This window comes from Pseudomonas sp. URMO17WK12:I11, assembly GCF_007677725.1.
Lineage (GTDB): Bacteria > Pseudomonadota > Gammaproteobacteria > Pseudomonadales > Pseudomonadaceae > Aquipseudomonas.
This window is the reverse complement of record NZ_VEDF01000002.1, coordinates 264,808-279,128: the sequence shown is the minus strand read 5'-3', so window position 1 is coordinate 279,128 and position 14,321 is coordinate 264,808. Positions and strand designations below refer to the sequence as shown.

At 63.0% G+C, this 14,321-nt stretch carries 10 protein-coding genes; 7 read left to right on the top strand and 3 right to left on the bottom strand.

Features of this window, described 5'->3' with window-relative positions:
• Window positions 1-239: 239 nt before the first annotated feature.
• Both FS665_RS04535 and FS665_RS04530 read left to right on the top strand, forming a co-directional pair.
• Window positions 240-1,277, top strand: a complete 1,038-nt coding sequence (locus FS665_RS04535; RefSeq protein ID WP_145184076.1) for an ABC transporter substrate-binding protein — start codon at window positions 240-242, stop codon at window positions 1,275-1,277.
• A gap of 36 nt (window positions 1,278-1,313) precedes the next feature.
• Window positions 1,314-2,219, top strand: coding sequence for a TauD/TfdA family dioxygenase (locus FS665_RS04530; RefSeq protein WP_145184073.1), 906 nt, complete (start codon window positions 1,314-1,316; stop codon window positions 2,217-2,219).
• A 30-nt stretch (window positions 2,220-2,249) separates the two neighbouring features.
• Here FS665_RS04530 and FS665_RS04525 read toward each other — a convergent pair whose 3' ends face one another.
• Window positions 2,250-3,164, bottom strand: a complete 915-nt coding sequence (locus FS665_RS04525; RefSeq protein ID WP_145184070.1) for a LysR family transcriptional regulator — start codon at window positions 3,162-3,164, stop codon at window positions 2,250-2,252.
• A 194-nt stretch (window positions 3,165-3,358) separates the two neighbouring features.
• Here FS665_RS04525 and FS665_RS04520 point away from each other — a divergent pair, with 194 nt between their 5' ends.
• The 5 genes from FS665_RS04520 (at window position 3,359) to FS665_RS04500 (ending at window position 11,916) form a co-directional block, all read left to right on the top strand.
• On the top strand, window positions 3,359-5,695 hold the full coding sequence (locus FS665_RS04520) for a TonB-dependent receptor (protein ID WP_145184067.1): 2,337 nt from the start codon (window positions 3,359-3,361) through the stop codon (window positions 5,693-5,695).
• 19 nt (window positions 5,696-5,714) lie between these two features.
• Entirely contained in the window at window positions 5,715-7,391 is a 1,677-nt protein-coding gene (locus FS665_RS04515) for an aryl-sulfate sulfotransferase (protein WP_145184063.1), read from the top strand.
• A gap of 237 nt (window positions 7,392-7,628) precedes the next feature.
• Complete coding sequence (gene gabD, locus FS665_RS04510) at window positions 7,629-9,071, top strand: NADP-dependent succinate-semialdehyde dehydrogenase (RefSeq protein ID WP_145184060.1); 1,443 nt, start codon at window positions 7,629-7,631, stop codon at window positions 9,069-9,071.
• Between the two features lie 181 nt (window positions 9,072-9,252).
• Window positions 9,253-10,530, top strand: coding sequence for a 4-aminobutyrate--2-oxoglutarate transaminase (gene gabT, locus FS665_RS04505; RefSeq protein WP_145184058.1), 1,278 nt, complete (start codon window positions 9,253-9,255; stop codon window positions 10,528-10,530).
• Window positions 10,531-10,668: 138 nt separating this feature from the next.
• Window positions 10,669-11,916 carry a response regulator gene (locus tag FS665_RS04500; protein ID WP_145184054.1) on the top strand — a complete coding sequence of 416 codons (1,248 nt, stop codon included), beginning with the start codon at window positions 10,669-10,671 and terminating at the stop codon, window positions 11,914-11,916.
• Window positions 11,917-11,931: 15 nt separating this feature from the next.
• Here FS665_RS04500 and FS665_RS04495 read toward each other — a convergent pair whose 3' ends face one another.
• Both FS665_RS04495 and desA read right to left on the bottom strand, forming a co-directional pair.
• Window positions 11,932-12,912 carry a sensor domain-containing diguanylate cyclase gene (locus FS665_RS04495; protein WP_145184051.1) on the bottom strand — a complete coding sequence of 327 codons (981 nt, stop codon included), beginning with the start codon at window positions 12,910-12,912 and terminating at the stop codon, window positions 11,932-11,934.
• Between the two features lie 143 nt (window positions 12,913-13,055).
• Complete coding sequence (desA, locus tag FS665_RS04490; protein ID WP_145184048.1) at window positions 13,056-14,240, bottom strand: delta-9 fatty acid desaturase DesA; 1,185 nt, start codon at window positions 14,238-14,240, stop codon at window positions 13,056-13,058.
• Window positions 14,241-14,321: the final 81 nt, after the last annotated feature.

Sequence of the window (14,321 nt, the reverse complement as noted above, 5' to 3'; positions counted from 1 at the left end):
GTGACTTTCAAGAGATAAGAACATGCACGCCGCGCTTGCGTAACCCCTTTTCCCTTGCGTTTTCCTCATATTTTCCATGCGTTTCCCGCAAGTAACCCGGCGCACCGCATGGATCCTCATTTATGTCTTTCAGTTACTAAAAAATGAAGTTTTGATCTTTGTAGGTTCTAACCAGACCTGCCTAGCTTCTGGACAAAGCGCTGGCCATCGTCGGTGGCAGCCTGCCAAGGAGCCTTGCCATGAAAACCCCTCTACGCCACCTGATCGCCGCCCTCGGTCTGGCTGTCACCCTAAGTGCCCCTGCGGCGGAGCTCGCCAAACCGCAGAGCATCCGCATCGCCGTGCCGGACCTCAGCGCTGGCAGCAAGCACAGCGCTGGCGGTGTGGTCGATGTACTGCGTGACCAGCAACTGCTGGAGAAAGCCTTCGGCGAAGACGGCATACGCATCGACTGGCTTTTCTTCAAAGGCGCAGGCCCGGTGGTCAATGAAGCATTGGCCAATGGCCAGGCCGACTTCGCCTACCTGGGCGACTTGGCCGCAATCGTCGGCAAGGCCAATGGCCTGGACACTCGCGTGCTGGCTGCCGGTGTGCGTGGGGTGAAGAGCTATCTGGGCGTGGTGCCCGGCTCTGGCATCCACAGCCTGCATGATCTCAAAGGCAAGCGCGTTGCCGTTTTCCGCGGTACGGCCAACCAACTGTCCTTCGCCAGTGCACTGGCAAGCCAAGGGTTGTCGGAGCGCGACCTGAAAGTCATCAACCTGGATTTCAACGCGGCCAATGCCGCCATTGCCGGCAAGCAGATCGATGCGACCTGGGGGCTTTCCAATCTGCTCTCGTTGCGCGAACGCGGCTTGGTCGAGTTGCCGGTCAACTCTCGCGATCTGCAAGGTGCCGGCAGTACCCAGGCGGTGCTGCTGGGCACCGGCGACTTCATCCGCAAATACCCGCAGCTGGTGCAGCGCCTGGTCGATGCTCAGGAACAGGCCAGCAGCTGGTTGCGCGACGAGCACAACCGCGATGCGTACGTCGATCTGGTGGCCGACAACGCCAGCTGGCCGCGCAGCATCCTTGCCGATGACCTGGCCAAGGAAGACTTGGCCGATTACTTCGACCCGCGCCTGGACGCCGACTTTATCGCGCAGTTGCAGCAGGGTGTCGACCTTGCTGCCCGCGAGCGCCTGATCCGCCGTGGCTTCCAGGTTTCCGAGTGGATCGAGCCGCGTTTTCTCGATGCCGCACTGCAACACCCACAGGCCGCGCAGGCCGCCCGCTGAACCCAACTTTCAACCATGACCGCAAGGACCACGACCATGAGCAATGCCGCACAGGCCTTAGCGCCAAATGCCGTCGAACTCGACATCCACCCGGTTGCCGGCCGCATCGGCGCCGAAATCCGGGGGCTGAAGCTGTCTGCCCACCTTGATGCCACCACTGTCGAGGCCATCCAGGCGGCCTTGGTCAAGCACAAGGTGCTGTTCTTCCGCGGCCAGACACACCTGGACGATCAAAGCCAGGAAGGCTTCGCCAAGCTGCTGGGCGAGCCGGTCGCGCACCCCACCGTGCCGGTGGTGGACGGTACTACCTACCTGCTGCAACTGGACGGCGCCGAAGGGCAGCGGGCCAACTCCTGGCACACCGACGTGACGTTCGTCGATGCCTATCCCAAGGCATCGATCCTGCGCAGCGTGGTGGCACCGACGCACGGCGGCGACACGGTCTGGGCCAACACCGCAGCGGCCTACCAGGCGTTGCCAGCGGCATTGCGCGCGTTGGCCGACCAGTTGTGGGCGGTGCACAGCAACGAATACGACTACGCGAGCGCCAAGCCCGATGTCGATCCGAGCAAGCTCGAGCGCTACCGCAAGGTGTTCACCTCGACCGTGTACGAAACCGAGCACCCGGTGGTGCGCGTGCACCCGATCAGCGGTGAGCGGGCGCTGCAACTGGGGCATTTCGTCAAGCGCATCAGGGGTTATTCGCTGGCTGACTCGCAGCACCTGTTCACGGTGCTACAGGGCCATGTGACGCGGCTGGAAAACACCGTGCGCTGGCGCTGGCAGGCGGGTGACGTGGCAATCTGGGACAACCGTGCGACGCAGCACTACGCCGTCGACGATTACGGCACCCAGCCCCGCATCGTGCGCCGCGTGACCTTGGCCGGTGAAGTGCCGGTCGGCGTCGATGGGCAGTTGAGTCGGACCACGCGCAAGGGTTGATATTGGCGGGCCGCATCGCGGCCCCGCCAGCTATACCTCGGTATCACAGGCAATCAACTGCCTGACCAGTCCCTGAGCCAATGGCGACAAGCCATACCCCACCCGGCTTACCACCCCGTAACGGGTGTAGAACGCCTCTTCCTGGCTGGGCGTCAACTCTGCCAGCTGCAGTGCTACCAACCCATGCTCTGACTGATAAGGCCGCAAGTTGGCGTTGCAGGCGATGCCGATGGTGTCCGAGTGCATGACCACGTTCAACAGTGCATAGCCATGCTCGCACTCCACTGTCGGGAGAAAATCCTGACGCCCGCTGAGGTCGCTGAGGATCTTGCGGATGTTCGGTGGCCGGAAAGTGGTCGCCAGCGGGTAATCGAATACGTCCCGCGCGCGTACCTCTGCCTGTTCGGTCAATGGATGACCTGCGCGGCAGCAGAAGTGCCAACGCTGCGGCGCCAACCGGTGAACCTGATAATCGGGGTCGGATTCGAACTGGCGGGTGTCGGCCACGAAGAATTCGATCTCTTCGGCCATGAGCTTGCGGTTCAGTGCCTGCCAGTGATCCACCTGAAAACAGGTACGCGCCGCTGGAAATTCCGCCACGAAGCGCGCCACCGCTCGTGGCACCAGGCCGCCAGCAGGGGCCGGGCCGCAGCCGAAACGCACCACCCCAGTGGTCGCCCCATTGAACTGGTGTATTTCGTTGACCAGATTGTGCGCGCCGTGCACCAGGCGCCGCGAATGCTCCAGCACCAACAGCCCCTGACGGGTAGGCGCTAGCTCCTTGCTGGCGCGGTCGACCAGGCGGCAGCCGATGTTGTGCTCCAGGGTCTGGATGCTGCGGCTGAAGGCCGATTGCGACAAGTTCACCGCCGCCGCCGCCGCTACGAAGCTGCGGTGTTCCACAAGGGCGATGAAGTGTCGGAGCTGGCGGAGGTCTATATGCATTTTCTACATGAAAACTTTCGGTGAAATGCAATTGCTGACAAGGGTTAGCCACCCTTATAAAGGCTGTTACTTATTCCACAAAATATGATTTAAAACTATTTATATCTCTTAAAAGAATATAAGCCCAACACACCGCGATTCGATTCCGCCAACGGAAATGCTCGCACAGGGCCAGTGCCTCAAGGAGCATTTGCATGTACGACTTTTTCCGCAGGCCAGTGCGCGGCTCGCGTTGCACCCTGCAGCCCCTGGCCGCAGGTGTCTTGCTCGCGATTGCCAACGGCAGTTACGCCGATCAGCCGCTCACCCCCACCCCGGCGCTGGAGCAGGATGCCACCCTCGGCACCGTCACGGTCAATGCCCGCCGCCGTGAAGAAACCGCTCAAGATGTGCCCATGCCGATCAGTGTGCTCAGCAGCCAGACCTTGGAAAGCCAGCGCATCTATCGCGTGCAGGACCTGCAGCAACTGGTGCCCAGCACCAATGTCGCCTATGTCCACGCCCGCCAATCGAGCATTTCGATCCGCGGCCTGGGCAACAACCCGGCCAGCGATGGCCTGGAAGGCAGCGTCGGCATCTACCTGGACAACGTCTACCTCGGTCGCCCAGGGATGGCGGTCTTCGACCTGCTCGATGTCGAGCAACTGGAAGTGCTGCGCGGCCCGCAAGGCACGCTGTTCGGCAAGAACACCACGGCCGGGGTGCTGAACATCACCACGCGCAAGCCCACGTTTCATCCCGAAGGCAGCGTGCAGCAGTCGATTGGCGAAGACGGTTATCGCCAGACCCAGGGCAGTTTCTCCGGCCCCATCAGCGAGACCCTGGCGGGGCGTCTGAGCGCCTACCGCAGCGAGGACGATGGCTATGTGAAGAACGTCCACAACGGCGATGAGCTCAACGGCGGCAAGCGCCAGGGCTTTCGGGCCCAGTTGCTGTTCGAACCCAGCGAAACCTTCAACCTGCGTTGGATCGGCGAGTACAACGAGGAGGATTCCAACAACGGCATCCTCAGCCTGTACAGCACCGGCCCGACGCTCAACGGTGTGAACCGTTACGAAAGCCTGGCGGCCCAGGCTGGCGCGACGCTGGTGTCGGGCAAAGACCGCAAGGTCAACTTCGATGCCGATCAACAGGTGACGGTGTTTCAAGGCGGCACCTCGGTGGAGGCCAATTGGACCTTGGCCAATGATTTCACCCTGACCTCGATCAGCGCCTACCGCTGGTGGGACTTCACCCCGCGCAACGATGACGGCCTCAATGTGCCGGTGTTCTACAGCGCTGGGGTCTCGGTGCGCGACAAGCAGTACTCGCAGGAAATCCGCCTGGCCTCGCCCACCGGTGGCGCGTTCGACTACGTGCTTGGCGCCTATTACTTCAAGCAAGACCTGGACAACAAGTCCTTCACCTACTACGGCCCGCAGGCGGACATCTGGAACCTCACCCCGGCCGGTGCGCTGGCCAACGTCGATACCGTCGGCAACGGTCATATCGATACCGATAGCTATGCACTGTTTGCTCAGGGTACCTGGCACGTCACCGACCGCCTGGACCTCACCGCAGGCGTGCGCGGCACCTACGAAGAAAAGAGCGCCTGGGTGACCCGCGACGCGCCAACCGGCGGCGCTGGTTTAAGCGCTGGCGCCGCTGCTGCGCGCCAGGCCCGGGTCGGCGCCTATGATTCAGGTGACCTCAACCAATATGGCTTCAGCCCATCCGGGTTGCTCGGCGTGAGCTACCGCTTCAATGAGCAATTGCTCGGTTACGCGACCCTGACCCACGGCGAGAAGTCCGGGGGCGTGAACCTCACCGTCGGCGCCGCGCCGCGCCTGGGCACCGATTCTCTGCTGGTCGGCACCGAGCGCGCCAACAACGCCGAGTTGGGCCTCAAGAGCACGCTGCTGGACAACCGCCTGCAACTCAACACCAACCTGTTCTGGACCGAGGTGCATGGCTACCAGGCCAATGTCTACGACCAGATCAACCGCGTGCAGTACCTGGCCAACGCCGGCAGCGTGCGCTCACGCGGGCTGGAGTTCGAGGCCACGGCGTTGCCGGTGCGTGGCCTGACGCTCAATTTCAACGGTTCGTGGAACGACGTTCGCTACCTGAAGTACGACGATGCGCCGTGCCCGCCCGAGGTGAGCCTGGCCAACGCCGCTGCCACCTGCGACCTGTCCGGCCACCAGGTGGTCGGCGCTTCCAAGTACATCGCCAATCTCAATGGCGAATACAAATGGCAGGCCAGCCAGCATGTCGAGCCATACGTCACTGCCAGCTATGCGTTTCGCTCGAAGGCGGTGGGCACCATCGACGATTCCGATTACGGCCAGATTCCCAGCTATGCGCTGATCAACCTTTCCGCCGGTGTGCGTCTGGACCAGGGCGACGGCGTGGTCGACCTGTCGTTGTGGGTGAAGAACGCTGGCGACAAAACCTACTTCACCAGCCTGTGGAACTCCGCCAACGGCGGTTACGCCGGCGTGCTCGGCACCCCACGGACCTTCGGCGCCACCGCGCGTTACGACTTTTGAGTAAAAAAGGAGCGTTGCCATGAATGCCAAGACTGAACATCCCGTACTCCCCGAAGGCGCCTGCCTGACGGCCAAGGTCCCCGCGCGTGACCAGGCGCTGCTCGGCGATGTCGTGGTCAACCCGTACCGCCTGGCGCCGCTGACGGCGGTCATCCGCGACGGTGGGCGCCGGCTGAGCGCTGCCCATGTGCGGGTGCGCGGCAAAGGCGAGCGCGGTGTCGACATTGCCTATGACGTGTCGGACCGCTCGCTATGGACTTATGGCGGCATCCCGGTATTCGGCCTGTACCCGGATTACGTCAACCAGGTCGAAGTGACCTACAAGCTCGACGACGAGCGCATCCGCGAGCAGTACCAGATCTATGCCCCGGCCGTGCGCCTGCCGGTGGTGGCCAGGCAGACCGCCGCGCTGCCTGAAGTGGAGCCGGTGACAGTAGCGCCAGGTTTCGAGCAACGGCTGTATCTGTTCAACCATCTGCAAGGCGACATCCCCGGTGGTCGCGCCTTCAAGTGGAACGGCCTGGGCGGCGCTGCCGAATGGGACCAGGTTGGCAGCAACTGGATCAGCGACAGCAATGGCGATGTGCGCTGGTACCTGGATATCGAGCAGGTTCACGACTCCAATCGCCGCGATGGCCTCGGCGGAACCATGGGCTTCCAGCAGACCCGCGACGGCAAGCTGATCTGGGGGCAGGGCCAGACCTATTCGAAATACGACTTGCTGGGGCGGCGCATCTGGCAACGCAACCTGCCGGACAAATTCGCCGACTTCTCCCACGAGATCCGCGAAACCGCCAACGGCACCTACTTGCTGCGGGTCGGCACCAGCGACTATCGACGCCCGGATGGCAAGCGTGTGCGCTCGATCCGCGACCATATCATCGAAGTCGATGAAACCGGTGACGTGCTCGATTTCTGGGACCTGAACCAGATCCTCGACCCCTATCGCGGCGACCTGCTGGAAACCTTGGGCAAGGCTGCGATCCAGCTGCCGCCAGGGGTGGCCAAGCAAGATGACCGGCTGGCCAACGAACTGGCCGAGGGTGACCTGCCGTTCGGTGACACCCCGGGCGTCGGCACCGGGCGCAACTGGGCGCACGTCAACGCCATCGACTACGACGCCGATGACGACAGCATCATCGTTTCAGCCAGGCATCAAGGCGTGGTCAAGATTGGCCGCGACAAACAGGTGAAGTGGATTCTCGCCTCGCCTCAGGGCTGGCCCGAGCGGCTGCGCGACAAGGTACTGACCCCGCTGGGAGGGCCGGATTTCGACTGGGCATGGACGCAGCATACCGCCTGGCTGACCGGCAAAGGCACGTTGACCGTGTTCGACAATGGCTGGGGCCGTGACTTCGCTCCGACCAAGCTTAGCGGCAACTACAGCCGCGCGGTGGAGTACCGCATCGACGAAGGCCAAGGCACCGTCGAGCAGGTATGGGAGTACGGCAAGGAGCGTGGCGAGCAGTGGTACAGCCCGGTCACGTCAGTGTTGGCGTACCGGCCTGAAACCGATACCCAGTTCATCTATTCGGCCTCGGTGGATTTCCTGACCCCTGAGAAGCTCACCACGACCGTACTCAACGAGGTGCGTCGCGGCACCCAGGACGTGCTGGTGGAGCTGAAGGTGCACAGTCGCCAACCTGGCTCGGTGGGTTACCGGGCCTTGGTGATCGATGTGGCGCGCGCGTTCTGATGGATTGCTTGGGAGGGCCTTCGGTCCTCCCTGTCTACGTTTCAAGCCTCCCGTCTAACCTCTCCCGGTGCCGGCGCGCATCCTGAAACTGCGCCGGGGTGTTCAACCGTTCGTTCTTTTTTTCGAACAGGCTATTGTCCAACCCCCCAGCACACGCTTAGCATTCGTTTGAGATTTCAAACGCTCGATGCCCTGCGTTGGGCGCTTTTCATACAATCAACAATTCGGGAAGCCGACATGCAGCTCAAAGACGCTCAGTTGTTCCGCCAGCAAGCCTTCATCAACGGTGAGTGGCTGGATGCGGACAGCGGCCAGACCATCAATGTGACCAACCCGGCCACCGGTGAAGTCATCGGTACCGTACCGAAGATGGGCACTGCGGAAACCCGCCGCGCCATTGAAGCCGCCGACAAGGCCCTGCCGGCCTGGCGTGCACTGACCGCCAAGGAGCGTTCGACCAAGCTGCGTCGCTGGTTCGAACTGATGATCGAAAACCAGGACGACCTGGCCCGCCTGATGACCACCGAGCAGGGCAAGCCACTGGCCGAAGCCAAGGGCGAAATCGCCTATGCCGCCTCGTTCATCGAGTGGTTCGCCGAAGAAGCCAAGCGTGTCTACGGCGACACCATCCCTGGCCACCAGCCAGACAAGCGCCTGATCGTCATCAAGCAGCCGATCGGTGTTACCGCGGCCATCACCCCGTGGAACTTCCCGGCCGCGATGATCACCCGTAAAGCCGGCCCGGCCCTGGCCGCTGGCTGCACCATGGTGCTCAAGCCTGCCTCGCAAACCCCGTACTCCGCCCTGGCCCTGGTCGAGCTGGCCAACCGTGCCGGTATCCCGGCGGGTGTGCTGAGCGTGGTGACCGGCAGCGCTGGCGAAGTCGGCGGCGAGCTGACCGGTAACGCCCTGGTGCGCAAGCTGTCCTTCACTGGCTCGACCGAGATCGGCCGTCAGCTGATGCAAGAATGCGCCAAGGACATCAAGAAAGTTTCCCTGGAGCTCGGTGGCAACGCCCCGTTCATCGTGTTCGACGACGCCGACCTGGACAAGGCGGTCGAGGGCGCGATCATCTCCAAGTACCGTAACAACGGCCAGACCTGCGTCTGCGCCAACCGTATCTACGTGCAGGACGGCGTCTACGACGCGTTCGCCCAGAAGCTGGCGGCAGCCGTCGCCAAGCTGAAGATCGGCAACGGTCTGGAAGAAGGCACCACCACCGGTCCGCTGATCGATGGCAAGGCCGTGGCCAAGGTCCAGGAACACATCGAAGACGCCGTCGGCAAAGGCGCCAAGGTACTGTCCGGTGGCAAGCTGATCGAAGGCAACTTCTTCGAGCCGACCATTCTGGTCGACGTGCCGAAAACCGCAGCCGTGGCCAAGGAAGAGACCTTCGGCCCACTGGCGCCGCTGTTCCGCTTCAAGGACGAGGCTGAGGTCATCGCCATGTCCAACGACACCGAGTTCGGCCTGGCCTCGTACTTCTATGCCCGTGACATGAGCCGTGTGTTCCGTGTCGCCGAGGCGCTGGAATACGGCATGGTGGGTATCAACACCGGCCTGATCTCCAACGAAGTGGCGCCGTTCGGCGGCATCAAGGCCTCCGGCCTGGGCCGCGAAGGTTCCAAGTACGGTATCGAGGACTACCTCGAAATCAAATACCTGTGCATCAGCGTCTGATCACCCGGTAGACCGTTTTACCTCGCCAGCGGGGCGCGAGAGCGACGTCTCGCTGGCTTTTTTGACATCGCAGCACCTGGTGGTCAGGGCGTTCACGGCAGTCGATCAACGAATACTGTCCGCGAGCCCACCCGGCCACCCCCGAATAAAAGCGCCGCTGATCGGCGCAAATGAGGGCATTATGAGCAAGACCAACGAATCTTTGATGCAACGTCGTGTAGCCGCCGTCCCACGTGGCGTAGGCCAGATCCACCCGATCTTCGTCGAGTCGGCGAAGAACTCCACGGTGATCGACGTTGAAGGCCGCGAACTGATCGACTTCGCTGGCGGCATCGCCGTACTCAACACCGGCCACCTGCACCCGAAAGTGGTAGCAGCGGTGCAAGAGCAGCTGACCAAAGTCAGCCACACCTGCTTCCAGGTGCTGGCCTACGAACCCTATGTAGAGCTGTGCGAAAAAATCAACGAGCTGGTCCCAGGCGACTTCGACAAGAAGACCCTGCTGGTTTCCACCGGCTCCGAAGCCGTCGAGAACGCCGTCAAGATCGCCCGTGCCGCCACTGGCCGCGCTGGCGTGATCGCCTTCACCGGCGGCTACCACGGCCGTACCATGATGACCCTGGGCCTGACCGGCAAGGTCGTGCCGTACTCCGCTGGCATGGGCCTGATGCCAGGCGGCGTGTTCCGTGCCCTGTTCCCGAGCGAGCTGCACGGCGTGAGCGTCGACGACGCCATTGCTTCGGTCGAGCGCATCTTCAAGAACGACGCCGAGCCACGTGACATCGCTGCGATCATTCTGGAGCCGGTGCAAGGCGAGGGCGGTTTCCTGCCTGCGCCGAAAGAGCTGATGAAGCGCCTGCGCGAGCTGTGCGACAAGCACGGCATCCTGCTGATCGCCGACGAAGTGCAGACCGGCGCTGGCCGTACCGGCACCTTCTTCGCCATGGAGCAGATGGGCGTCGCGCCTGACCTGACCACCTTCGCCAAATCCATCGCTGGCGGCTTCCCGCTGGCCGGTGTGTGCGGCAAGGCCGAGTACATGGACGCCATTGCGCCAGGCGGCCTGGGCGGCACCTACGCCGGCTCGCCGATTGCCTGCGCTGCGGCTCTGGCCGTTATCCAGGTGTTCGAAGAAGAGAAGCTGCTGGACCGTAGCAAGGGCGTCGGTGAGCTGCTGACCGCGGGCCTGCGCAAGATCCAGGACAAGCACCCGATCATCGGTGACGTGCGTGGCCTGGGCTCCATGATCGCTGTCGAAGTCTTCGAGAAAGGTACCCACACCCCGAACGCAGCTGCCGTTGCCCAAGTCGTGGCCAAGGCGCGCGACAAGGGTCTGATCCTGCTGTCCTGCGGCACCTACGGCAACGTCCTGCGTATTCTGGTCCCGCTGACCGCTGAAGACGCGCTGCTGGAGAAAGGCCTGGCCATCATCGAAGAGTGCTTCGCTGAACTCGCCTGATGTGATCTGCGTCACAAAAAAACCCGCCTAGGCGGGTTTTTTTTATGCCCAGTGCCGGCCGCTGGCGCTATGGTTGGCAAGGGATCGGCCTTGCACGGTGACAGGGCCTGGTAGGACAGGGACATTCAGGAGTTGGCCATGAACGCTGCAGATATCGCCCCCCCTTGCGTGCTGATCGCAGAAGGTGACCCTTGGGTGCGCGAGATGCTCAGCGAAATGCTCCTCAGCGTGCGCTGCGATGCGCGCCTGCAGGTGTGCGCCGACGGCTCGCAGGCACTCACCGCACTGGCGAGCAAGCCCGACCTGATCATCGCTGCCCGCGAGCTGGCCGGGCTCGATGGCCTGGACCTGTTGCGCAAGGTACGCGCCAAGGGCCCAGGCCTGCCGTTCATTCTCATGAGCAGTCGCAGTGACAGCGCCAGCGTACGCGAGGCGCTGCCATTGCACCCGACGGCCTACCTGAGCAAGCCGTTGAACCTGGAAAAACTGCGCAAGAGCCTTGAGCAACTGCTGCTCGCGGTGGGCCAGCAAGTCGCCTGTCCGGTGCCGCCTTTGCAGCCCGGCGCGCAGTTGCCGGCCTACCTGGAGCAGCGTCGGGCCAATGCCGATGGCGGGCCGTTGTTCGCCGATGTCCAGCAAGCCATCAAGCGTGCACTCAATCCTGGCGGGCTGGACCTCAAGGTGCTCGCCGAGCAGGTCGGCGACGATCCGCAGATCACTGCCGTGCTCATCGCCGCGGCCAATAGCGCCGCCCTGCACCGCGACGCGCCGGTGCAAACCTTGATGCAGGCGTTGCACAAGCTCGGCAGTACCCAGAGCATGAATCTCATCCTGGGCCTGACCCTCAAGCGCAGCGCGCGCTTGAGTGACCCGCTGCTGACCGAGCACGCCACCCATTTTTGGAACCTGTCGCTGCACACTGCCGAATACGCCCGCTCGCTGGCACGCCTGCTCGACGTCGATCAGGAGCGCTGCTATTGCGCGGGGCTGCTGCATTGCCTGGGTGACTTGGCGGTGCTGCGCTGTCTGCAGGAGTGGCGCTTGGCCGGTGGTGAGCTGGGGCCGCGCGATGTGCAGCAGGCGCTCAGTGAGTTCGGCGCAGCGTTCGGTTCGGCGCTACGCACCCGCTGGCGCTTGCCGTTGAGCCTGCGCGAGTTGATCGCGGCGATCTATCAGCTGGGTGGCGGGGTGTATTCCCGAGAGATCCTGGCCATGAACCTGGCTGGGCAACTGGCGCGTCTGCCAGCGGATCAGGGGCTGGAGAAGATCGCCAGCAACAAGACAGCGCGCTTGCTGCGCATGGGCATGCCCGAGCTGGGTCGACTGCGCAAGGTCGACACGCAGCACACCCATGGCGCGCATGAGGCTAGCGAGCCAGACGCCTGAGCCGGCGCGTGGCGGTCAAGCCAGGACAATCTGGTTCTTGCCTTGGCGCTTGGCTTGATACATCGCCGCATCGGCGCGGGCGAACAGGGTATCGAGCGACTCGTCGGCATCAGTGAGGCCGGTCAGCCCTTGGCTTACCGTGACGTTGTAGGTCTGCTCGCCGTGGTTGAAAACCTGGCGCTGGATTTCGCGCTGCAAGCGCTCGGCAATCTGCTCGGCCAGCTGCGCGCTGCACCCCGGAAACACGGCAGCGAACTCCTCACCGCCAATGCGCCCGAACATGTCGCCACGGCGCAGCACCGCCCGGCCACTTTCAGCCACGCGCTGCAGTACCTGATCCCCCTGCTGATGGCCGTAGGTGTCGTTGATACGCTTGAAATCATCGATGTCCAGCAGCAGGAAAGCCAGCGGCGCGCCGTCCTGGCGCGCGCTGTCGAAGGCCTGCTGGGCATATTCGAAGAAATGCCGGCGATTGCTGGTCTGGGTCAGTACGTCGGTGGTCGCCAGGCGATGCAACTCGCCCTCCAACTGCTTCTTTTCGGTGATGTCCTCGGCGATACCGACGATGATCACCCGCTCGCCGGTGCGGTGCTGGTTGATGTAGCACTTGTCGCTGAGCCAGCGTACTTGGCCGCTGGCGTTGATGATGCGGTACTCGCGGTCTTCCACGGCGCCTTTGACCAGCACTTGCGAAAGGGTGTTTTCGGCGAATTCCAGGTCGTCGGGGTAGATGCTGTCGCGCCATTCATTGAAGTCGGCCAGCACCAGGCTCACCGGGCGGCCGAAGATGCGTTCGTAGGCCGGGCTGACATACAGCACTTGGCGGGTTTCCCAATCGAAGGCCCACAGCACGGCATTGACGCTGTCGAGCAAGGCGCTGAACAGCTGTTCACGTTCGCTCAGGCGCGCGACTTCGCCCTGGGCGTGGAGCAGGGCGAGCAACGTTTGCGCAGCTTCAGGCGGCGGGGTACCTGACAACGAGGGAGTCTTGGCCATGTGCACGGAGCAGGATCTCAACGATGAGGCGCGCGGCCATTAACCGGCCCGCCACGCGGGGCGATATGCCGATTTTGAGTGGATTTTCAAAGCGGAAGTTCCCAGTGACACGCCCCATTGCAGGGCGTGCCGATCAGCGGTGATCAGCCCGCGGTGGGGCGCAGGGAATAGGTTTTCAGTTGCTCGGCGAAGTCGCGCAACGACTGGATGCCGCTGGCCTCGGCCTCGTGTACCCAGTCCTTGATCGCGGCGAGCATGTCGTGGCCGTTGGCGCTGGTGCGCGCCCAGATCTGCTGCAGCGCCAGGCGCTTCTCGTAGATGGTCTTCAGGGCCTGGCTGTGGGCCAGCATGGTTTCGATGCGCAGGTGGTGACGGTCTTCGAGCAAGCTGGTTTCGCGCGACAGCAGGCGCTTGGCCCGGCGGAAGCGGTGGCGTACCGAATCATCGACCTTGGCCAGTTCCTGCTTGACCAGCGGGCCAATCACCAGTTTGCGGTACTGGGCCATGATCTGGAAGCGGTTATTGAGAATCGCCATGGCCGTGTCCATGTCCAGGCTGGCCTTGCCTTCGACGCGGTGGGCGATCGGCGCGACCCGCTGCACCTTGGCCAGGCGCAGGAAACTCAGCACACGGATCCAGGCCCAGCCCATGTCGAACTCCCAGCGCTTGACCGAAAGCTTGGCCGAGTTGGGGTAGGTGTGATGGTTGTTGTGCAGCTCTTCGCCGCCGATGATGATGCCCCAAGGCACCAGGTTGGTGGCGGCGTCGCGGCACTCGAAATTGCGATAGCCGACGGCGTGACCCAGGCCGTTGACCACTCCGGCGGCCCAGAACGGGATCCACATCATCTGCACCGCCCAGATGGTGATGCCGATGGTGCCGAACAGCAGCAGGTCGATGACCGCCATCAGCACGATACCGCCCAGCTTGAAGCGCGAGTACAGGTTGCGTTCGATCCAGTCGTCCGGGCAGTTCTTGCCATAGATGCGCAGGGTTTCGGGGTTGGCTGCCTCTTCCCGGTAAAGTTCGGCGCCTTTGCGCAGTACCGTGCCCAGGCCTTTGTATACCGGACTGTGCGGGTCGTCCGCGGTTTCGCACTTGGCGTGGTGCTTGCGGTGCACGGCCGTCCATTCGCGGGTGTTCTGCGCGGTGCTCAGCCACAGCCAGAAACGGAAGAAGTGCTTGAGCGCGCCGTTGAGCTCGAGGGCGCGGTGGGCGGAATAGCGATGCAGGTAGATGGTGACGCTGACGATGGTCACGTGAGTCATCAGCAAGGTGACGCCAACCAGTTGCCAGGCCGACAAGTCGAGCAGACCGTTGTACCACATAGGTGTAGATGCCCTCGGCGAATGCAGGGGAAAAAGGTGATTATCCCTTGGCAGGGAAATAAAACCAGTCACCCTTTCAGA

Excerpts from the sequence above, each read along its gene's own strand:
- FS665_RS04535 (WP_145184076.1), top strand. The coding sequence starts at position 240 with ATGAAAACCCCTCTACGCCACCTGATCGCCGCCCTCGGTCTGGCTGTC.
- FS665_RS04530 (WP_145184073.1), top strand. The coding sequence starts at position 1,314 with ATGAGCAATGCCGCACAGGCCTTAGCGCCAAATGCCGTCGAACTCGAC.
- FS665_RS04525 (WP_145184070.1), bottom strand. The coding sequence starts at position 3,164 with ATGCATATAGACCTCCGCCAGCTCCGACACTTCATCGCCCTTGTGGAA.
- FS665_RS04520 (WP_145184067.1), top strand. The coding sequence starts at position 3,359 with ATGTACGACTTTTTCCGCAGGCCAGTGCGCGGCTCGCGTTGCACCCTG.
- FS665_RS04515 (WP_145184063.1), top strand. The coding sequence starts at position 5,715 with ATGAATGCCAAGACTGAACATCCCGTACTCCCCGAAGGCGCCTGCCTG.
- gabD (WP_145184060.1), top strand. The coding sequence starts at position 7,629 with ATGCAGCTCAAAGACGCTCAGTTGTTCCGCCAGCAAGCCTTCATCAAC.
- gabT (WP_145184058.1), top strand. The coding sequence starts at position 9,253 with ATGAGCAAGACCAACGAATCTTTGATGCAACGTCGTGTAGCCGCCGTC.
- FS665_RS04500 (WP_145184054.1), top strand. The coding sequence starts at position 10,669 with ATGAACGCTGCAGATATCGCCCCCCCTTGCGTGCTGATCGCAGAAGGT.
- FS665_RS04495 (WP_145184051.1), bottom strand. The coding sequence starts at position 12,912 with ATGGCCAAGACTCCCTCGTTGTCAGGTACCCCGCCGCCTGAAGCTGCG.
- desA (WP_145184048.1), bottom strand. The coding sequence starts at position 14,240 with ATGTGGTACAACGGTCTGCTCGACTTGTCGGCCTGGCAACTGGTTGGC.